Source organism: Streptomyces sp. WMMB303 (assembly GCF_029351045.1).
In the GTDB taxonomy this organism is placed as follows: domain Bacteria; phylum Actinomycetota; class Actinomycetes; order Streptomycetales; family Streptomycetaceae; genus Streptomyces.
In genome coordinates this window covers 2,485,414-2,504,439 of sequence record NZ_JARKIN010000001.1, presented here as the reverse complement: position 1 = coordinate 2,504,439, position 19,026 = coordinate 2,485,414, and the positions used below count along the sequence as shown (strand labels likewise).

The following is a 19,026-nucleotide window of genomic DNA, read 5'->3' as shown; positions in this document are numbered from 1 at the left end:
ACGTGTCCGGTGCGTTCAGCGGGACGGGACCACGGGAGCAGAAACAGCTGAAGGGCGCTCGGGGGTACCCCGTGCGCCCCGTCCGCGCCTCCACGCCTCATCTGTGCGCCCCCGCAGGGCACTTCCGTAGCCCCTCTTCCGTTGGTCCCCCTGCGCGACAATGGGCGCCTCGCCTCTCGGCGCACCTCTGCCCGCAGCTGCCTCAAGGACCTATGACCGTCTTCCCGATCCCACCGATCCGACGCCACGACGCGTCAGACGCCCGCGCCGTCCGCCCCCGCCGCACAGCACGGCAGGCCGGCACCCGCACCGGCACCGGCACCGGCACGCCGAGGAGGCCGCGATGACCAGTCCCCTCCCTCCCGTCACCTTGGTCGGAGCCCCGGAACGCGGTGTCTGGCGCCTCGGCAAGGCGGCCGAACCCCTCCGGTACAACAGGGTCGAGCCGGAGACCACGAGCGGCTCGTGCGCGGGAAGGTTCAGCCTCTTCAGCTACGGGATGCTCTACACGTGCAGTGAGACCACCGGCTGCTACGCGGAGGCCCTGGCCCCCTTCCGCGTCCATCCCCGGATGCGCCGGCTGATGGCACAGGACGGGCTGTCCGAGGGCGGCGGGCGGATGCGGCCGGGGCATCTGCCGTCGAGCTGGCGGAACGAACGGATCCTCGTGCGACTCCGGCCGCCGGCCGAGGCGCGGTTCCTGGATGTCGAGTCCGAGGACACCCGGCGATTCCTCGGCGAGGAGCTGAAGAGCGAGCTGAACGACTGGGTCGCCGCGGACTCCCTCTCGGACCACGATCTGCACGGCACGGACCGGCGGATCACCCGGCAGATCGCCGCCTGGAGCGTCGCCCAACGCAACACGCAGGGCCACCAGCTGATCCAGGGGATCGCCTTCCGCTCCGGGTACGGCGGACGCCGGTGCTGGGCACTCCTGAGCGGCCCCGAGATCGAGGAGGTGGAGCGGCGGCCCATCCTCGCGGAGTCCCTCGAGTTGCAGGAAGTCGCTCGTGAGTTCGGTCTGACGGTCTGGTGAGACCGCGGGCCGGTGACGGCGGGCCCGGCTGCCGGGGCTCCGAGGGCGGCGCCGGGGCGATCGGCCGTACGAGCCGTCACCCGGATTGAGTCAATCTGCCGATCGCTGTCTCGATCCCGTCGCCGGGAACTCCCTCGGCCCGGCGTATTTTGCCAGGTGGAAGACCTGGGGGAGGATCAGAGGGGGGATTCGAGGGGGATTTAAGGGTCTTTTAGAGTGGGAAAAATCTGGAGTATGGGGTGTGGCCGGGGGTAGACTCCTTCCATCAGGAGCAGGGAGAAGGCATGTTGAGCACGCCGACTATGCACTTGTCCAGGCCCCCGCGCCCTCGGGATCCGAGCACGGCAGGCGCGACGAGCGCCGTTGGTGCGTCGTCCTGCCGCCCGCTCGCGAACCGGACGACCACCGGTGCGGGGACAGGCACGTCCCGGGTGCGGGTGCGCCCCGCGGCACAGCCGCCGTCACGGCGAACCCTGCGCCTCCAACAGCCCGTTCACAGCCTTCCGCGTCCAGTCCGCACAGCCCCACCCGGGCTGTCCTGCCGGGGGGAATGAGGAGACCATGCAGACACAGCGAGAGCTGGCCGCAGAAGTCCGAGCACACCGCGACACCGCGGAGCAGACCACCGCTTACGTCGCGCGTTTCCTGCAGGACAACTTCGGCCAACGGGTGACGGCGCTCGTCGCCGGCATCGAGGACCCCAAGCAGGTCGGCAAGTGGTGCAAGGCCGACAACGCGCCCCGCATCGATTCCGAACTACGACTGCGCACCGCCTACCAGGTGTTCAAACTCATCGAGAACGGCGAGAACTCGCACGTCGCCCGAGCCTGGATGATCGGGATGAACCCGCAGCTGGAAGACGACGCACCGGTGCAGGCCATCGCCGACGACCGCTTCAAGGACGTCATGGCGGCTGCCCGCTCCTATCTGCAAGGCGACCTCTGAACGACCGCTCCCGGCTCGGATCGGGCCGGGAGCCGGACCCCTCCGCCGCATCCGGCGGACCGAGCACACCCGAGGCAGCAGAACCAGCGGCACCCGCAGCGCAGGCTCCCGGTCGCCGGACCCATCCGGCGACCGGGAGCCTGCGCGGTTCCGCGCCTTCCCGGCTCGCCGCTCTCGGTACGCCGTCAAAAGCCGTTGCGCCCGTCGGGAGGGCACCCTCTACCGTGGCGTCGTGACAACCCACGTGATCGTGCTCAACGGCGGCTCCAGCTCCGGCAAGACGGAACTCACCAGATGCCTGCAGACCACCCTGCCGGAGCCCTGGCTCGCCCTCGGGGTCGACGACCTGATCGAGGCCATGCCCGCATCGCTGCGCACCGGGGACACCGGCATCGAACTCGCGGAGGACGGCGGAGTGAGCGTCGGGCCGCGGTTCCGGGAGCTGGAGGCCGCATGGATGGCGGGCGTCGCGGCGATGGCCGGCGCGGGAGCCCGCGTCGTCATCGACGAGGTCTTCCTCGGCGGCGCCGCCTCGCAGCAGCGGTGGCAGCAGGCCCTCCGCGGACTGGAAGTGCTGTGGGTCGGCGTCCGATGCGAGAGCGCGGTCGCCGCGGCACGGGAACAGTCCCGCGGCGACCGCGTCAGCGGGATGGCCGCCTCACAGGCAGAGCTGGTGCACCAGGGCGTGCGCTACGACCTTGAGGTCGACACCACCCACACCCCCTCCGCGGAGTGCGCCCGCACCATCGCGTCCCACGTCCACCGCTGACCGCTGCGCGGGCTGTCCTTCCGGCCCGGAACGCGAGCGGTGGGGCGGCACCGCCCGGAAGCAAGGGCCGGTCACCGCGAGAGCAGGGCAAGAGGCGGCTATCCGGACATCCTTCACTCTCCGCATGCGCCGATAGCGTTCTGTAACACTGACTGTTACCTTTGGGGAACGTTTACCGGACGGCCGCACGACGATCCGGCCCCTCCGCACAACAGACCCTGAGCCAGGAGGGTGCCCCGCCGTGCCCGGACAGGCCGCAGGCCGTCCGCATGCACAAGGAGGGGGAGCGGGGCCATGGGGGGCAACGCAGCATCGGACCAGAATCCCAGCCCGGGAATGAAGCCGGGCGGTCACCTGCCGCAGAATACCGATCTGGTCCATTCCGAGTCGAAGAAGAAGGCCGCGGCGCGCTATCTCGCGGAGACTCTGGGCCCGGAGACGCACAAGGCGGGCTCGAAAGCCGACGGGGACACCGAGACTCTCACCGGCAATCCGGAGAGCCCGACCGGGCGCGGGAAGCTCCACGGCTGGGAGGTGTGGACCGGAATCCGCCACCGGCTCACGACCTGGCGCACGCACCACAAGCACCTCACCCGGAGCCTCTCCCACGAGCGCGAGGCACTGATGGACGTCAACACGATCCTCAGCGGCATGGACATCGCCACCCGTGACGCCTTCGGTTCCGCGACGCCCCGGCTCCAGCCAGGGCTCGACAAGCGGCCCGGAAGCAGTCTCGACAACCTCTGAGGGGCGGAAGCGACATGGCGATCTCGTACGACGACATCGTGAACGCGGACTTCAGCGACCTGGAGACCGCCGCCAAGTCCTGGGAAGGGATGGGCAAGAGGTTCGGAACCCTGGGCGGCCACTACAGGGACCACGTCCGTGCCGCCGTGGACGCGGACAGCTGGCAGGGCGAGGGCGCGAAGATGTTCGGCAAGTGGGGCGGGAAGACGGCTGAGGAGTACGACCAGGCCGAGGAAGAAGCCCGAGGCGTGGGCGCCCTCTTCCGACTCGCCCACGCGACCTTCGAGTCCCACAAGAAGGCCGTGGAGAAGGCCAGGGACGACGCCCAAGCCGCGGGCATGGACGTGAATTCACACGGCCACTGCACGATGAACCTCGACAAGGTCGAGGCCAAGAAGGGAAAGAAGGTCGCCGACAGGTACCGGGAGAACTCGGAAGCCAAGGCGAAAGTCGAAGCAGAATGGACGGACTCGATCAAGAAGGCCGTCAAAGAAGCCCAGGCTGCTGACGGAGCCATGAAGGCCGCATTCATGGCGGACCCCAAGGAACCGGACGAGGGCCTGCCCGACGGCTTCAACGGAAGCGTGGGCGACGACGCCGTGAAGGCCGGCGCCAACCGCGCGGCCAAGACATACAAAAGTCTGAACGAGGGCCAGACGCCGTCTCCCGAGGAGCTGCGCGAGGCCGCCATGCTGACCCGCGGACTCGGCGACGACCCCGAGTTCAGCCGCACCTTGATCAACTCCCTGGGCGGACCCGAAGGACTCATCAAGGCACACAACCGTCTCGACGACCTGGCCTACAGCGATGACAAGGAGCACCGGAAGACCTACGTCTCGCTGGACCAAGGTCTTGCCAAGAACCTCGCATCTGCCACGAAGAACCCGGAGACAACGTTCTACAAGAAGTTCCAGGAAGAGATGCGCAAGGCGGGGCTGAGCAAGTTCGACCTCAAGGTTGCCGAAAACGTCGACGGCGGGGGGCCCGGGCAGAAGATTCGCGGCTATCAGAGCCTGGTGTCACTCATGCAGAGGGCTGACGGAGACGAATACGATAAACAGTTTCTGACCGATACCGCCGACGCAGTGCGTGACGCCGAAGAAAAGAGCCAAGGTGGTCACTCGGATGTCTGGGATCTGCGCGGTGATTTCCACGGGAAGAAGTACGCACACTTCGCAGACGACCCCTACGACGGCCTCCTAAAGATCATGTCCGATCAGCCCGACGTTTCTGCGGAGTATCTCGATCCGGCCGAGAACGACAATCTGCAGTACCTGCTGCACGACCGGGACTGGAAGCACGTCGACATGGGTGACGGCGCAATCGGAGGACATGACCCGGACAAGGAGAGCAAAGACGCACGAGAGGGACTGGGCCTCGTCATCGAGGCTGGGACCACAGGCCGCGAACCAGGTTCACCGGGCGAGATCTTCGGGAGGCACACACCTACCGAGGCTCGGATCATGCATGACACCGTCAACTGGCTTGACTACGGGCATCCGGACGGCGACGGGGACCCTGAAGACAACCGTATCGGAGAGGCCGATAAGCTCCTGAAGCAGGAAAGTTTCAGTAAAATGCGAACCCCACTCGCCCGAGCTTTGTCGTCGTATATTCCTGACATCGTCGACACAATTTCTGCGGATAGTCCTGGAGGGCGCTCAGGGGATCCTGACCCTCTCTTGCTGGGAAACGAATCTCAGATTCAGAATGGCCGCGCAAGTCTTCTCCGCGTGATGCGTGGAGTGTCAGAGGACAGTGACAATTACCTGTTGCTGCATGGAGCCAGCGGGCGCTACATGGCCGAACAACTCGCGGATACCACAAGTGATGTAGGAAACCGTGCGGCAAAAGTAGGAGAGACCTTTGGTGCCATTACTGCTATCGGAGCTGACCTCGACCTGAGCGAGTATGATGCAACTTCTGAGAAGAACGGTGATCAGCGCGTTTATGGTTATCATCTCGTGGGCAGCTTGGCGAATGCTTTTCCGATAGTCGGCGATGTGGCTCAACGGTCAGTGGACTCCTACTGGCATGAGTGGCTTAAAGCTGCAGAGAGTGAAAACTCTTACTTCACGAGAGATGCTATTTCGAGCGAAAATCAGAATACGGAGGATGCACTGGATCATTTCTTGGAGAGGAGCGGCAAGGCTGGAGAGCGCAGTGAAGAGTGGGTGGACACCGCACAGAGAGAGGCGGGGCAAAGCTACGTGAAGGGGAGGAGGGCCACCTTCGGCGCTCTCCGAGTGGACTCTTAAGGGGAATCTCTTGAACGGCGGAAGTCATTGGTGCGGCGAAGAGTAATATGGTACTCACTGCTTTCCGTAGGCGTGAGCATGGCAGTTGTGGCCGGTCTGCTTACTTGGTGGAACACGGATATCTTCGGACGGGACCGATACTGCGGTGACACGCTGTCTTCCTCCCAAGTCAACGATGTCTTGAACGGCAGTGGCAGACTGCGGCAGCAGAGTAGTAGAGAGAAGCCCTTCAGTTCGTTTGAATGCAGCGTGAAACGGACGAGTAAGTTCATCGACTCCCCTCAGCCAAGCGTCGAGATTTCGACTGAATTCATGTCAGGAATCAGTCCCTTTCAATCGCATGTCTGGCAGAATGGGGAGAGGGCTTCCTATACACGGGAGGGTTTGGCCGGTGGCGCTACGCCTCACCAAGCTTGGTTGTTGGTGCCGAGTAGCTGCTGGAAGAGGATCCTTACAGAGACTGACTTCGTTCCTTTTTTCACCGCTACCGTGATAGATGGGAAAGCTCGCCCTGATGCTTTGATGCGACTCACTTATCGGGCCGCTCAGAGGGCTTTGGAGAGCGAGGGGTGCGAAGCAGGGGGAGTACTCGGCAAGAAAGAATCGAAATCGATTGCTTTGACGGAAACGGAGCGCGGCAGGACTGATGTGAAGAATGCTTGTGAAACTTCAGATTTCGTTCTTCCATCGGGTGCTTTCCCTGGGCGGTCGAGGCCCGGCCTCGAGCGGGTGACGAAGCCCGTAGCCAGTACGGCATGGACGTGTGACCTCTATCTGGAGGGGGAAGCGGGCCCCAGTCTGAGTCTCTCCGTGAGTTCGCATCAAGATGTCGTTTCTGCTGCAGGGAAACAGAAGGGGTCCGCGACCTGGAGAAACGCGAAGCTTGTTAGATGCGACCAGGGCGATATGTACCTCGGGCTGTGGTCGCACGGTTCGTACCTTGACCTCCATATCGATGAGTACAAGAGGAGCGGGAAGGAATTCTCGAAGGTATTCGATGAGATTCTCACTTCTCTTGCAAAATCCAAAATGAAGAGCCGTCACTGGAGTGGGTGCAGCATCGAAAGAGGTTAAATATACTTTCGATGCCGGTGATGTATCACGGGAAAGCGACGCAAAAGGAATCTTCTCTGAGGTTTTTATCTTAGAAGTTGGGGAGAAGCCTAGGGAGAGTACGGGCTGCATACAGAACAGGGGCGGGTGACGGCCGTAAAATCGGGCGTCAGGGTGCACTTGACGCTCGTTCCGCTTCTATGTCGAACGTGCCGAATGGCCACTTTCCGACGATTTGCACTCGGCTATCCTCTGCTTCCGTGGCCGTGGTTCTCCTCCTTGTTGTGGTGTTGCTCGCCTGGTGAAGCAAGAATTTGCCGGGCGAGATGAGCTGCTATGGGAATTTTGGAAATGGGCGAAGTGCCGTGAGGTCTGTTCAGCTTGAGCAGTACCGCAGTTACGAGCGGCACCCGTGCCCCTTCTGCTGCATGGACGACCCGGGCGCTGCGACCGGTCGTCGCGCCGTGCGGTGCGGAGTCGCGTACGGTTGACGGCTGCCCTAAGGAGAGCAGAAGGGGGCCGCCGCGGTGAACGCGCAGCACAGAGCGGAGCCGGAGACCGTACGTGACCGCGAGGTCGACGCGGAGCAACAGCACCTCGACCGGGTGTACCGGAGGCTGGAAGAGAAGATCCATGAGGCCGAGTTCCTGATGGACGACGCCGCCCGGCGCGCCCAGGTGGGCACGCCGGGTGCCCTGGCCGAGCGGGACGCGCAGGTCTTCCGCGCGGGGATCCATCTCAACCGGCTCAACAGCGAGTTCGAGGACTTCCTCTTCGGGCGGATCGATCTGTTGGAGGGCAGGACCGGGGAACGGGGCCCGGACGGTGCCTACACCTCCGTGGAACCCGCCGAGGGGGTCGTGCGCGCGGTGGACGGCGCGCAGCGGGCCGACATCGCGGAGACCCTGCACATCGGGCGGCTCGGGGTGCTGGACGCCGACTACTCGCCGCTGGTCATCGACTGGCGGGCGCCCGCGGCCGGACCCTTCTACCGGTCCACCCCCGTGGCGCCGGGCAGGGTGGTGCGCCGACGCGTCATCCGCAGCAAGGGCCGGCGGGTGCTCGGCGTCGAGGACGATCTGCTGCGCCCCGAGCTCACCGCCCGGCTGGACGGCGCGCCGCTGGCAGTGATCGGCGACGGGGCGCTGATGGCCGCGCTGGGGCAGGCCCGCAGCCACGCGATGCGGGACATCGTCTCCTCCATCCAGGCCGAGCAGGACGAGGTCATCCGGGCGCCCGCGGCGTCGGTCACCGAGGTGGCGGGCGGCCCGGGCACCGGTAAGACGGCGGTGGCCCTGCACCGTGCCGCCTACCTGCTGTATCAGGACCGGCGCCGCTACGCGGGCGGCATCCTGATCGTGTCCCCGACCCCGCTGCTGGTCTCGTACACGGAGGGCGTGCTGCCTTCGCTCGGCGAGGAGGGTCAGGTCGCGATCCGGGCGCTGGGCTCGCTGGCCGAGGAGACGGCGGGCGCGGAGGCGACGACGTACGACGAACAGCGGGTCGCCCGCGTCAAGGGGTCGGCTCGCATGGTGAAGGTGCTGCGCAAGGCGGCTCGCGGGGCGCTCGACCTGGGGCTGCGTGCGCCGGTGCCGGAGCGGCTGCGGGTCGTCGCCTTCGGCGGCCGCCTGGAACTGGACGCGGGGGAGCTGGCCGCCGTGCGCCGGCAGGTCCTCGGCGGCACCGCGCCGGTCAACCTCATGCGGCCCCGCGCGCGGAAGCTGCTGCTGGACGCGCTGTGGGAGAAGTCCGGGGGGCAGCGGCGGCACGAGGACCCCGAGCTGGCCGCGGAGGCTCGGCAGGGCTTCGACGAGGACATCGCCTCCGAGGATGTGTTCACCGACTTCCTCGATGCCTGGTGGCCGGAGCTGGGGCCTCGCGAGGTGCTGGCGGCCATGGCGGACGAGGCGCGGCTGGGCCGTTGGGCGCGGCGCGTGCTGCGGCCGGCCGAGACGCGGACGCTGGCGCGTGCCCTCGCCGCGCGGCTCACCTCGCAGGGTGAGGGGCCGCTGTCGGTGCACGACATCGCGCTGCTGGACGAGTTGCGCACGCTGCTGGGCGCACCCGCCCGCCCCAGGAAGCGCGAGGTGGATCCGGTGGATCAGCTCACCGGGTTGGAGGAGCTGACCACCGCGGCCGACCGGGACGGGGGCCGGCGGCGCGAGCGCGCGGCCGACCGGCTGCCGTCGGAGCGCACCGAGTACGCGCACGTCATCGTGGACGAGGCGCAGGATCTCACTCCCATGCAGTGGCGGATGGTGGGCCGCCGCGGTCGGCACGCCACCTGGACGATCGTCGGAGACCCGGCCCAGTCCTCCTGGACCGATCCGGACGAGGCGGCCGCGGCCCGGGACGAGGTGCTCGGCAAGCGGCCCCGGCGCCGCTTCGAACTGACCGTCAACTACCGCAATCCCGCCGAGCTGGCCGTCCTCGCCGACCGGGTGCTGGCGCTGGCCATGCCCGGGACGGCGCCGCCGCGCGCGGTCCGGTCCACCGGTGTGGCCCCCGAGTTCGCCGTCGTGGGCAGTGGGGCGGGGGATGTCGCGGGGGGCCTGGCGGGCAGGGCCGTGGGCGACGGCGCGGCCGACGGCCCGGGGGACGGTCTGGGCGCGGCGGTGCGGGAGAGGGCAGCCCGGCTGCTGGCGGAGGTCGAGGGCACGGTCGGGGTCGTGGTCGCGATGCGGCGGCGGGAGGAGGCGCGCGAGTGGCTCGCGGGACTGGGCGAGCGGGTCGTCGCGCTCGGCAGTCTCGAGGCGAAGGGGCTGGAGTACGACGCCGCGCTCGTCGTCTCACCGGCGGAGATCGCGGACGAGTCGCCCGCCGGGCTGCGCGTGCTGTACGTGGCGCTCACCAGGGCGACGCAGCGGCTGCTGGTGCTCAGTGCGGAGGCGGACCTCCCCGACGAGGCGGGGGTCCCGGACCTGCTGCGGGACTGAGGCCCGCGGGGCCGGTACGGGGTGCGGAAGGGCTCCGGAAACCGGTGCGTGCAAGGGGAATCGCGGTGGCGGGTCGTTTGTTAGCCTGGGTGTGGCACCGGCCCGATCCATGCCCCCGGGCCCAACCATAGGCGCTCAGAGCGCCCACTTGCCGCGAGGCGAGCTGGCGGGTCGGTGTCACTGGACGTGAATCGAAGAGGGCTCCCGTCGCCCGGACGGGAGCCCTCTTCGCTGTGCGGACGCCCTCGGGGCGGCGCGGCCGGCGGCAGCAGCCGGCAGCGGTCGACAGCAGGGTCGACCCGCGTGGTCAGCCGACCACGCGGACGCCGTCGGCCTGCGGGCCTTTGCGGCCCTGGGTGATCTCGAACTCGACGCGCTGTGCGTCCTCCAGGCTGCGGTACCCCTCACTGTCGATCGAGCTGTAGTGCACGAAGACGTCCGGTCCGCCGCCTTCCTGTGCGATGAAGCCGTAGCCCTTCTCGGCGTTGAACCACTTGACCGTGCCCTGAGCCATGTTTCCGGGTCTCCTGTGATGCAGAGGCAGTGTGCGGGCCGATACTAAGTCGGTTTCGGTCCGTTTCAGAGGAATTGGGGCCGTTTCTCTTCCGGTTCTCTTCCGGGGAGTCGCGCGGCCCGCCTCCGGCCGCGCGGATGACAATCTCTCGTATGGTGGAATACGCTTTCCGAAACAAGGGATGCGTTACCACGTACCGGGGGGTAGGTGGGACGATCTGTTGACGTGGCGCGCCGCAGGCCGTAAGAAATGCGGCCCCCGCGCGCACACGCACAACGTGACAAGGGAAAGCAGAGGAAGTCGGCAATGGCGCCAAGCGTCTCCTACTCGATGACGGTCCGCCTGGAGGTCCCCGCAGGCGGGACGGCGGTCAGTCAGCTCACCACGGTCGTGGAGTCCTCCGGAGGCTCGGTCACCGGCCTCGACGTGACGGCCTCGGGCCACGAGCGGCTGCGGATCGACGTGACGATCGCGGCCAGTTCCACCGCGCACGCCGACGAGATCGTGGCCGAGCTGCGCACCGTCGAGGGCGTCGCCATCGGCAAGGTCTCGGACCGTACCTTCCTGATGCACCTCGGCGGCAAGATCGAGATGTCCGCCAAGCACCCCATTCGCAACCGCGACGACCTGTCGATGATCTACACCCCGGGTGTGGCCCGGGTCTGCACGCAGATCGCCGAGCACCCCGAGGACGCGCGGCGTCTGACGATCAAGCGCAACAGCGTCGCCGTCGTCACCGACGGCTCCGCCGTGCTGGGCCTGGGCAACATCGGCCCGCAGGCGGCGCTCCCGGTGATGGAGGGCAAGGCGGCCCTCTTCAAGCGGTTCGCCGGGATCGACGCCTGGCCGATCTGCCTGGACACCCAGGACACCGACACGATTGTGGAGGTCGTCAAGGCGCTGGCGCCCGGCTTCGCCGGGATCAACCTGGAGGACATCTCCGCGCCGCGCTGCTTCGAGATCGAGGCGCGGCTGCGGGAGGCCGTCGACATCCCCGTCTTCCACGACGACCAGCACGGAACCGCCATCGTGGTGCTCTCCGCGCTCTACAACGCGCTGCGTGTGGTGGGCAAGCGGATCGAGGACGTCCGCGTCGTGATGTCCGGGGCGGGCGCCGCCGGTACGGCGATCCTGAAGCTGCTGCTGGAGGCGGGCGTCAAGCACGCCGTCGTCGCGGACATCCACGGCGTCGTCCACGCGGGCCGCGAGGACCTCGCGGACGCCGAGGAGGGCTCACCGATGCGGTGGGTCGCCGACAACACCAACCCCGAGGGACACACGGGCACCCTCAAGGAGGTCGTGGTCGGCGCGGACGTGTTCATCGGCGTCTCCGCGCCCAACGTCCTGGACGGCAGCGACATCGCCAGGATGGCCGACGGCGCCATTGTGTTCGCGCTCGCCAACCCGGACCCGGAGGTCGACCCGGCGGCGGCCCGCGAGTCGGCCGCCGTGGTGGCCACCGGACGGTCGGACTTCCCCAACCAGATCAACAACGTGCTGGTCTTCCCCGGCGTCTTCCGCGGCCTGCTGGACGCGCAGTCCCGCACCGTGGACGACGCGATGATGCTGGCCGCGGCGCGGGCGCTGGCCGACGTGGTCGGCGAGGACGAGCTGAACCCGAACTACATCATCCCCAGCGTCTTCAACGAGAAGGTCTCCGGCGCCGTCGCCGGCGCGGTCCGCGACGCCGCGGTGAGCGAGGGCGAGGCGAAGGCCGCCAAGGAGCCGGCGCAGGCCGGCTGAGGGCTCCGCCCGGCCTGCCGGAAGCCGTGCGACGGCCCCCGGAGGCGTACCCGGGCCCTCGCCCCCGGCTGCCGGCCTCCGCGCCCGGGAGCATCCGGACGGCGCCGCCTGCGGCCCCCATCCGGGTCTCCTGCCCGCGCGGCGCCGTGTCGGCCGCGGGGGCCCCGGCGCGTCGGGCGGGGGTTCACTCGGGCGGGCCCCTTAGTGTTGCGGGCAGCCAGAGGCCAAGACACGTCAGTACGCGCGAGGGCGCCGGATGACGCCGGATTGGCTTTCCCGCCGCAGGTAGGGGCAGGATGCATTCCCAAGGACTTCGTCCGAGGGGGAGACCCCGAAACGGACCTTGTCCAGGGGGATACCCCCACGGGGCGCGCGGGCCCGAAGGCGGACCCGGGTCCGGGGACTGTCGGAGGGCCCTGGCAGCATCGGCTTCGATCTCACGCCTCATCGGCAAGAAGAACACGGGAGTACGAATTATGAACCGCAGTGAGCTGGTGGCCGCTCTGTCCGAGCGTGCCGAGGTGACCCGTAAGGACGCCGACGCGATCCTGTCGGCGTTCGCCGAGACCGTCGGCGAGGTCGTCGCCAAGGGCGACGAGAAGGTCACCATCCCCGGCTTCCTCACCTTCGAGCGCACCCACCGGGCGGCGCGCACCGCGCGCAACCCGCAGACCGGTGACCCGATCCAGATCCCGGCCGGGCACAGCGTCAAGGTTTCGGCGGGCTCCAAGCTCAAGGAAGCGGCGAAGGGCAAGTAAGCCCTGAGACACTGAAGCAGAGGGCGGCCCCCCACTCGGGGGGCCGCCCTTCGTGTGTCCGCACCCGGGCGCGGAGGTTCGCGGCTCTCGAGCGCCGCCGCCTCCCGTTGCGCGTGTCCGAGAGCCGCCCCCCGGACAGGTAGCCCCCTCCCGTCCCGGGACGGGCGCCGGGCTCCGGGCGGCTGCGGTACCGGACCGGGCCGGAGTCAGTCGCTGTCCTCCCCGAAGGCGAGCGGCAGCGCTCCCAGGTCGACGTCCTGGAGGGAGGGCAGCAGCAGGGTGCCGGGGGTCTCCTCGATGCCGTCCACGGTCGGGACGGCGATCACCCGGCAGCCCGCGGCGCGGGCGGAGGCGGCGCCGGTGGGGGTGTCCTCCAGGGCCAGGCACGCGGTGGCGGGGACTTTCAGGAGGCGGGCGGCGGCCAGGTAGGGGTCCGGGTGCGGTTTGCCGCGCGGGGTCTCGCCGTGTGCGACCGAGCAGGTGAAGCGGTGCGGCCCCAATGTGGTCAGCACCAGGTCGGCGATCGGCCGTTCGGACGCCGTGACGAGCGCCACCGGGACGCCCATTCCCCGGGCGCTGTCCAGCAGCGCCAGTGCGCCGGGCTGCACCGTCACTCCGGCGCGCACCCGTGCTGTGAACGTGGCGTCCAGCCTGGCCTGCGCGGCCTCGGCGGCCAGGCCGGTGCGCCGGGCCACGAGTGCGGCCGCGCCGTCCAGCGGCAGGCCCGCGAAGGGGGCGAGGGCCGCCTCACCGGTGTCGGCGCCGTGCTCGGCCAGCAACTGGGCGAGGGTCGCCAGCCAGTCGCGTTCGGTGTCGACGAGGGTGCCGTCCATGTCGCAGAGCAGGGCGGCGGGCGTCCGGCCGGTTCCCGGCAGGGCGCGGGGGGAGGCGGGCGCGGTGGTGCCTCCCGGTGGCAGGCCGGGCGAGGGCGGGGGAGTGGGCAATGCGGGCTCGCACTTCGTCGGTGGGTGGAGGCCGCCGGCGTGCGGGTGCGCACCGGCGGGGCGGCTCACGCGCGGGTGCGCGCCAGCGGGTTGGTCTGGGTGGAGTTGCGGACGGTGAAGACGACCGAGCCGGGGCGGTAGCGGTCGTCGGAGGTCTCCACCGGGCGCCCGTCGGCCGTCGTGGTGGTGCGGCGCACCCGCAGCAGCGGGCTGCCCCGGCGCACGCCCAGGTGCTCCGCGTCGGCGGTTCCGGCGGCGACTGCGTCGATGTGGTGCTCGCCGTGCGCGAAGACGAGCCCGCTGTCGTCGTAAAGCCGCTGGGTGACCGACTCGCAGTCGGCCGGCAGCGCGTCGACGGCGGTGCCGATCCACTCCGCGTAGACGGTCCGCTCCAGCAGTACGGGTTCCTCGTCCAGGGTGCGGATCCGGAGCACGCGCAGCACCGGAGCGCCGTGCGGGACCTGGAGCAGGCCGGCCTCTTCGGGGCGCGCGGTGTCCCAGTCCGAGGTCACCACCAGTCCGCCCGCGGTCCGGCCCCCGGCGCGGGCCCACTGGGCGAAGCTGCGCAGTTCGGTGAAGGTCTGGCTGGGTGTGGTGGACAGCACCACGCGGCGGGCGCCCTGCCGGGAGCCGATCAGGCCCTCGGCGAGCAGTGCGGAGACGGCCTGCCGCACGGTGCCGCGGGAGGCGCCGTGCGCGGTGGCGAGTTCCGCCTCCGAGGGGAGGGTCGCGCCGACCGGATAGTGCCCGTCGGCGATGGCGCGGCGCAGTTCGTCGGCGATCCGCTCGTGCCGCGGGTCGCCGCGCTGCGACGGCGTGCGACCGGCGGTCCTGCGGCGGCCACCGCGGGCGGACTCGGACATGGGCGACTCCCTCGACGTGCTGCGCTCACGGGCTGCGCGGACTCCGCCAGATCATGCCATCTGTGCGCAGCAGTGTGCACATCAAGCGGGCAGGGCAGATGCGTATAACCGCAGCTCGGAGCGCTAAACCTGTTCGCAAATAACGCTTTGAGCTGGGGGTTTGCCAGGTGGTCCGGCTTGGCGCCACGGGGTGCGTGCTGCTAGCTTTCCCACGCTCAATGAATCGAGCTTGTCCATACAGGTGACGGGCACGAACCCCAGGAGTGGAAACGTGAAGGCAGACCATCTCAGCCGTAGGAGCCGCCTGTTGACCGCCGCGGCAGCGGTCGTCACCCTCTCCGCCGCGGCAACCGGCTGCGGCTCGGCACCGGCACAGGGCTCGGACAGCGAGGCGAGCAAGGCCCGCTCGGCCGCGGACCTGGGCGGTATGGACAAGCTGGTGGCGGCGGCGAAGAAGGAGGGCGAGCTGAACGTCTACGCCCTCGCGCCGACCTGGTCCAACTACGGCCAGATGATCAAGACCTTCGAGAAGAAGTACGGCATCGAGGTCCACAACGAGGACCCGGGCGGCAGCAGCCAGGGCGCCCTCAACGCCGCGGCCAAGCGCAAGGGCCAGGACCGCGCCGTCGACGCACTCGACCTGGGCACCGCGTTCATGCAGCAGGCCAAGGCCAAGAAGCTGCTGGCCCCCTACAAGGTCAAGGGCTGGGACGCGATACCCGACTCCCAGAAGCAGTCCGACGGCTCCTTCATGAACAACTACGGCGGCTACATCTCCCTCGGCTGCGACGCCAAGGCCGTCAAGGAGTGCCCCAAGAGCTTCAAGGACCTGCTCAAGCCGCAGTACAAGAACAAGGTCGCCCTCAACGGCAACCCGAACGAGTCCTCCTCCGCCTTCTCCTCCGTCATCGCCGCCTCGCTCGCCAACGGCGGCGGCTTCGACGACGTGCAGCCCGGCCTCGACTTCTTCGAGAAGCTCAAGAAGAGCGGCAACTACGTGCCCGTCGAGTCCACCAAGGCCACCATCCAGAAGGGCGAGACGCCCATCTCCATCGACTGGGACTACCTCAACCTCGGCTACGGCGAGGAGCTGAAGTCCAAGGGCGTGGACTGGAAGGTCAACGTGCCCACCGACGGCCAGTACTCGCAGTACTACAACCAGGGCGTCAACAAGTACGCGCCCCACCCGGCAGCCGCCCGGCTGTGGCTGGAGTTCCTCTACAGCCCCCAGGGCCAGAACATCTGGCTCAGGGGCTACTCGCGGCCCGCGCTGCTGGAGAAGATGACCGAGGACGGCACCGTCGACAAGAAGGCCGCCGCCAAGCTCCCCGAGGTCGACGGCACGCCGAAGTTCCCCACCCACGCCCAGGAGGCCGAGGCGCAGAAGACCATCAGCGAGGGCTGGGGCGCGGCGGTCAGCTGATGGCTGTGACGACCCCCGCCGACCCGGCCGGCCCCGCCGCCCCCGCGACCGGGCAGCGATCCGGCGCCACCCCGCCCGCGTCGGCGCGCCGCCGCGCGGGCGGCGGCGCCCGGCACTGGCGCTGGCCCGCCGTCGTACCGTTCTTCGCCTTCATGGCCGTCTGCTTCGGCCTGCCCGCCTGCACCCTGGCCTACAACGCGTTCACCGTCGTCGACCCGGCCACCGGCGCCGACCACTACAGCCTGGAGAACGTACGCCGCTCGCTGTCCGGCGCCTACGCCACCGGACTGGCAGGCAGCGTCAAGCTCTCCCTGCTCAGCGCGGTGCTGGCCACCGTCCTGGGCACCGTCATCGGACAGGCGCTGCTCAGCTCCCGGAACGGGGCGCTGCGCAAGGCCGCCGTCTCGGCGTCCGGCGTCTTCGCCAACTTCAGCGGAGCACCGCTCGCCTTCGCCTTCATCGCCACCCTCGGCACCACCGGAACCGTGACCCGGCTGCTGCACCTGAAGAGCACCGGGTTCAGCCTCTACACCTTCACCGGACTGGTGCTGGCCTACCTGTACTTCATGGTCCCGCTGATGGTCGTCACCGTGCTGCCCGCACTGGACGGCGTCCGCACGCAGTGGCGGGAGGCCGCCGCCTCCTGCGGCGCGACCAAGGCGCAGTTCTGGCGCCACGTGGGGCTGCCGGTACTGATGCCCTCACTGCTGGGCGGAGCCGTACTGATGTTCGGCACCGCCTTCGCCTCGCACGCCACCGCCGCCGTGATGACGGGCAGCTCGGTACCGCTGATCACCATCCAGATCGCCAACGCGCTGTCCGGCAACGTCCTGGTCGGGCAGGAGAACCTCGCGCTCGCCATGAGCCTCAACATGGTGGTGATCGCGCTGCTCGTGATGGCAATACAAATCCCGCTGCAACGACGGAGCAACCGATGGCTGGGCTGACCGCCACCCCCCGTATGCGCCGGGTACGCAAGCGCCCGTACGGCAGCTTCCTGGTGCTGCTGCTGGCCGCGCTCTACTTCCTCGTCCCCGTCGCCGCCTCCCTCTGGTTCACCGTCGACGACCCCGGCAAGGGCATCACCTTCGGCGCGTACGCCCGGGGCCTGCGGGACGAGGGCATGGCCACCAGTCTCGGCCTGTCGATCCGGCTCGGCCTGGCGACGGTCGCACTCGGGCTGCTGCTGATGGTGCCCACCATGGTCGTCGTCACGCTGCGGCTGCCCAGGCTGCGCCGCGTCGTCGAAGTGCTGTGCATGGTGCCGCTCATCATGCCGCCCGTCGCCCTCGTGGCCGGGGTCAGCACGGTGCTCTCCTGGGAGCAGGACCTGGCCGACACCCCGCTGTGGGCCACCTTCCAGGCACTGCACAACAAGAGCTTCCCGCTGGTCCTCGTCCTCGTCTACACCGTCATGTCGCTGCCGTTCCTCTACCGCTCGCTGGACGGCGGACTGCGCGGCACCGACCTCAAGACGCTGGTGGAAGCCTCCCGCAGCCTGGGCGCCTCGCGGCTGGGCACACTGTGCCGGGTCGTGGTCCCCAACCTGCGGCCCGCCATCGTCAGCGGCGCCGTCCTCAGCCTGGCCATGGTGCTGGGCGAGTACACCGTGGCGAGCGTGCTCGGCTTCGAACCGTTCTCCGTGTGGATGGTGCACGTCGGCGACTACGAGGCCCAGCTCTCCGTCGCCGCCGCCATGCTCAGCCTGCTCATCACCTGGGGCCTGCTGCTCCTGCTCACCAACCTCGCCGGCGGACGCACCCGCAACCGGAACCGGACCGGCAACCGGAGGAAGACGACCGTATGACCACCACAGCGAGCACCGCGACCACCGCCGTGACCGCCCCCGGCACGGCGGCCACCCCCGAGGACCGGCCCGGCGGCGTCGGCCTGCGGCTACGCGGACTGCAGCGCTCCTTCGGCGCCACCACCGCGCTGGACGGGCTCGACCTGGACATCGCCCCCGGCGAACTGGTGGCCCTGCTGGGCCCGTCCGGCTGCGGCAAGACCACCGCACTGCGCATCATCGCCGGATTCGAGAGCGCCGACCGCGGCGAACTGCTCATCGGCGGCGAGGACGTGACCGCCGTGCCCGCCAACCGGCGGGACATCGGCATGGTCTTCCAGTCCTACAGCCTCTTCCCCACCATGACGGCCGCCGAGAACGTCGCCTACGGGCTGCGCGTCCGCAAGGCACCCAAGGCCGAGCGGGCGGCGCGCGCCACCGAACTGCTGGAACTGGTCGGGCTGCCGGGTCGCGAGAAGCACTACCCGCACCAGCTCTCCGGCGGCCAGCAGCAGCGCGTCGCACTCGCCCGCGCCCTGGCCATCCGCCCCCGGATCCTGCTGCTGGACGAACCGCTCTCCGCCCTGGACGCCAAGGTGCGGCTGCAACTGCGCGAGGAGATCCGCCGCCTCCAGCTCGAACTGGGCATCACCACCGTCTTCGTCACCCACGACCAGGAGGAGGCGCTGTCGATGGCCGACCGCGTCGCGGTGATGCGGGACGGCCGCCTGGAGCAGTGCGCCCCGCCGAACGAGCTCTACGAGCGGCCCGAGACGCCGTTCGTCGCCGAGTTCGTCGGCACGATGAACCGGCTGCCCGGCGTCATGGGCGACAGCGGCGCCGTCGAGGTGCTCGGACGGCGGCTCCCGGTGCACGGGAAGTGCCCCGGCGCCGGCCGCGAGGTGGACGTCCTGCTGCGCCCCGAGGGGCTGAAGGTGCACACCGGTACCGAGGCGAAGGGCGAACCGGCGACCGTCCGGGTGGCCACCTTCCTCGGCGGCGTCACCCGCCTCCTGCTGACCACCGATTCCGGAGCCGAGGCCAAGGCCGACCTGCCGAGCTGGGAGGCGGAGACCCTCACCCCCGGCGCCCGCTGCACCCTCACCCCGCACGACAACCCCGTCCTGGTGGAGGAGGTCGCCCGCTGACGGGTGGTGGCCGGCGGGCGGTGGCTGACGACTGGCCGCTGCCGCCGGCGGCCGGCCGCCGACAACAGGGGCACCGGTTGCGCGCCCGGGCCTGTCGTACGGG

At 69.1% G+C, this 19,026-nt stretch carries 15 protein-coding genes; 12 read left to right on the top strand and 3 right to left on the bottom strand.

From position 1 onward, the window contains the following. Window positions 1-343 precede the first annotated feature (343 nt). From P2424_RS11280 to P2424_RS11255, 6 genes are all read left to right on the top strand, one after another. On the top strand, window positions 344-1,036 hold the full coding sequence (locus P2424_RS11280) for an RES domain-containing protein (RefSeq protein WP_276475622.1): 693 nt from the start codon (window positions 344-346) through the stop codon (window positions 1,034-1,036). 561 nt (window positions 1,037-1,597) lie between these two features. Further along, window positions 1,598-1,981 (top strand): XRE family transcriptional regulator, encoded by a 384-nt coding sequence (locus tag P2424_RS11275; RefSeq protein ID WP_276475621.1) that lies wholly within the window; start codon window positions 1,598-1,600, stop codon window positions 1,979-1,981. A 232-nt stretch (window positions 1,982-2,213) separates the two neighbouring features. Continuing rightward, window positions 2,214-2,750 carry a chloramphenicol phosphotransferase CPT gene (gene cpt, locus P2424_RS11270; protein ID WP_276475620.1) on the top strand — a complete coding sequence of 179 codons (537 nt, stop codon included), beginning with the start codon at window positions 2,214-2,216 and terminating at the stop codon, window positions 2,748-2,750. Window positions 2,751-3,044: 294 nt separating this feature from the next. Then, window positions 3,045-3,497, top strand: a complete 453-nt coding sequence (locus P2424_RS11265; protein ID WP_276475619.1) for a hypothetical protein — start codon at window positions 3,045-3,047, stop codon at window positions 3,495-3,497. A 14-nt stretch (window positions 3,498-3,511) separates the two neighbouring features. Beyond that, the gene (locus P2424_RS11260) at window positions 3,512-5,755 is read left to right on the top strand and encodes a hypothetical protein (RefSeq protein WP_276475618.1); all 2,244 of its coding nucleotides are present in this window, start codon (window positions 3,512-3,514) and stop codon (window positions 5,753-5,755) included. Between the two features lie 1,580 nt (window positions 5,756-7,335). Further along, a complete protein-coding gene (locus tag P2424_RS11255) occupies window positions 7,336-9,744 on the top strand; it encodes a UvrD-helicase domain-containing protein (protein ID WP_276475617.1) in 2,409 nt (802 codons plus the stop codon). 307 nt (window positions 9,745-10,051) lie between these two features. Here the strand turns inward: P2424_RS11255 and P2424_RS11250 are convergent, their stop codons facing one another. Beyond that, a complete protein-coding gene (locus tag P2424_RS11250; RefSeq protein WP_019354305.1) occupies window positions 10,052-10,258 on the bottom strand; it encodes a cold-shock protein in 207 nt (68 codons plus the stop codon). 306 nt (window positions 10,259-10,564) lie between these two features. On the opposite strand from P2424_RS11250, the gene P2424_RS11245 reads away from it, so the two are divergent. Further along, entirely contained in the window at window positions 10,565-12,001 is a 1,437-nt protein-coding gene (locus P2424_RS11245; protein WP_276475616.1) for an NAD-dependent malic enzyme, read from the top strand. A gap of 476 nt (window positions 12,002-12,477) precedes the next feature. Beyond that, complete coding sequence (locus P2424_RS11240) at window positions 12,478-12,759, top strand: HU family DNA-binding protein (protein WP_276475615.1); 282 nt, start codon at window positions 12,478-12,480, stop codon at window positions 12,757-12,759. Between the two features lie 206 nt (window positions 12,760-12,965). Here P2424_RS11240 and P2424_RS11235 read toward each other — a convergent pair whose 3' ends face one another. Both P2424_RS11235 and P2424_RS11230 read right to left on the bottom strand, forming a co-directional pair. Beyond that, window positions 12,966-13,703 carry an HAD family phosphatase gene (locus P2424_RS11235; RefSeq protein ID WP_276475614.1) on the bottom strand — a complete coding sequence of 246 codons (738 nt, stop codon included), beginning with the start codon at window positions 13,701-13,703 and terminating at the stop codon, window positions 12,966-12,968. Window positions 13,704-13,768: 65 nt separating this feature from the next. Continuing rightward, window positions 13,769-14,566, bottom strand: a complete 798-nt coding sequence (locus P2424_RS11230) for a GntR family transcriptional regulator (protein ID WP_276475613.1) — start codon at window positions 14,564-14,566, stop codon at window positions 13,769-13,771. Window positions 14,567-14,837: 271 nt separating this feature from the next. Between P2424_RS11230 and P2424_RS11225 the strand changes: the two genes are divergently transcribed. Genes P2424_RS11225 through P2424_RS11210 form a run of 4 tightly spaced genes read left to right on the top strand, consistent with a single transcriptional unit; the run spans window position 14,838 to window position 18,923 of the window. Further along, entirely contained in the window at window positions 14,838-15,989 is a 1,152-nt protein-coding gene (locus P2424_RS11225) for an extracellular solute-binding protein (protein WP_276475612.1), read from the top strand. Continuing rightward, window positions 15,989-16,936 (top strand): ABC transporter permease subunit, encoded by a 948-nt coding sequence (locus tag P2424_RS11220; protein ID WP_276475611.1) that lies wholly within the window; start codon window positions 15,989-15,991, stop codon window positions 16,934-16,936. The genes P2424_RS11225 and P2424_RS11220 overlap by 1 nt, the downstream gene beginning before the upstream one ends. Before the next feature lie 14 nt (window positions 16,937-16,950). After that, entirely contained in the window at window positions 16,951-17,796 is an 846-nt protein-coding gene (locus tag P2424_RS11215) for an ABC transporter permease subunit (protein WP_276478929.1), read from the top strand. Beyond that, window positions 17,793-18,923 (top strand): ABC transporter ATP-binding protein, encoded by a 1,131-nt coding sequence (locus P2424_RS11210; protein ID WP_276475610.1) that lies wholly within the window; start codon window positions 17,793-17,795, stop codon window positions 18,921-18,923. The genes P2424_RS11215 and P2424_RS11210 overlap by 4 nt, the downstream gene beginning before the upstream one ends. Window positions 18,924-19,026: the final 103 nt, after the last annotated feature.

What these genes read in the sequence shown, in the direction of transcription:
- P2424_RS11280 (WP_276475622.1), top strand. Translation starts at nt 344, where the DNA reads ATGACCAGTCCCCTCCCTCCCGTCACCTTGGTCGGAGCCCCGGAACGC.
- P2424_RS11275 (WP_276475621.1), top strand. Translation starts at nt 1,598, where the DNA reads ATGCAGACACAGCGAGAGCTGGCCGCAGAAGTCCGAGCACACCGCGAC.
- P2424_RS11265 (WP_276475619.1), top strand. Translation starts at nt 3,045, where the DNA reads ATGGGGGGCAACGCAGCATCGGACCAGAATCCCAGCCCGGGAATGAAG.
- P2424_RS11260 (WP_276475618.1), top strand. Translation starts at nt 3,512, where the DNA reads ATGGCGATCTCGTACGACGACATCGTGAACGCGGACTTCAGCGACCTG.
- P2424_RS11250 (WP_019354305.1), bottom strand. Translation starts at nt 10,258, where the DNA reads ATGGCTCAGGGCACGGTCAAGTGGTTCAACGCCGAGAAGGGCTACGGC.
- P2424_RS11245 (WP_276475616.1), top strand. Translation starts at nt 10,565, where the DNA reads ATGGCGCCAAGCGTCTCCTACTCGATGACGGTCCGCCTGGAGGTCCCC.
- P2424_RS11240 (WP_276475615.1), top strand. Translation starts at nt 12,478, where the DNA reads ATGAACCGCAGTGAGCTGGTGGCCGCTCTGTCCGAGCGTGCCGAGGTG.
- P2424_RS11230 (WP_276475613.1), bottom strand. Translation starts at nt 14,566, where the DNA reads ATGTCCGAGTCCGCCCGCGGTGGCCGCCGCAGGACCGCCGGTCGCACG.
- P2424_RS11220 (WP_276475611.1), top strand. Translation starts at nt 15,989, where the DNA reads ATGGCTGTGACGACCCCCGCCGACCCGGCCGGCCCCGCCGCCCCCGCG.
- P2424_RS11215 (WP_276478929.1), top strand. Translation starts at nt 16,951, where the DNA reads ATGCGCCGGGTACGCAAGCGCCCGTACGGCAGCTTCCTGGTGCTGCTG.
- P2424_RS11210 (WP_276475610.1), top strand. Translation starts at nt 17,793, where the DNA reads ATGACCACCACAGCGAGCACCGCGACCACCGCCGTGACCGCCCCCGGC.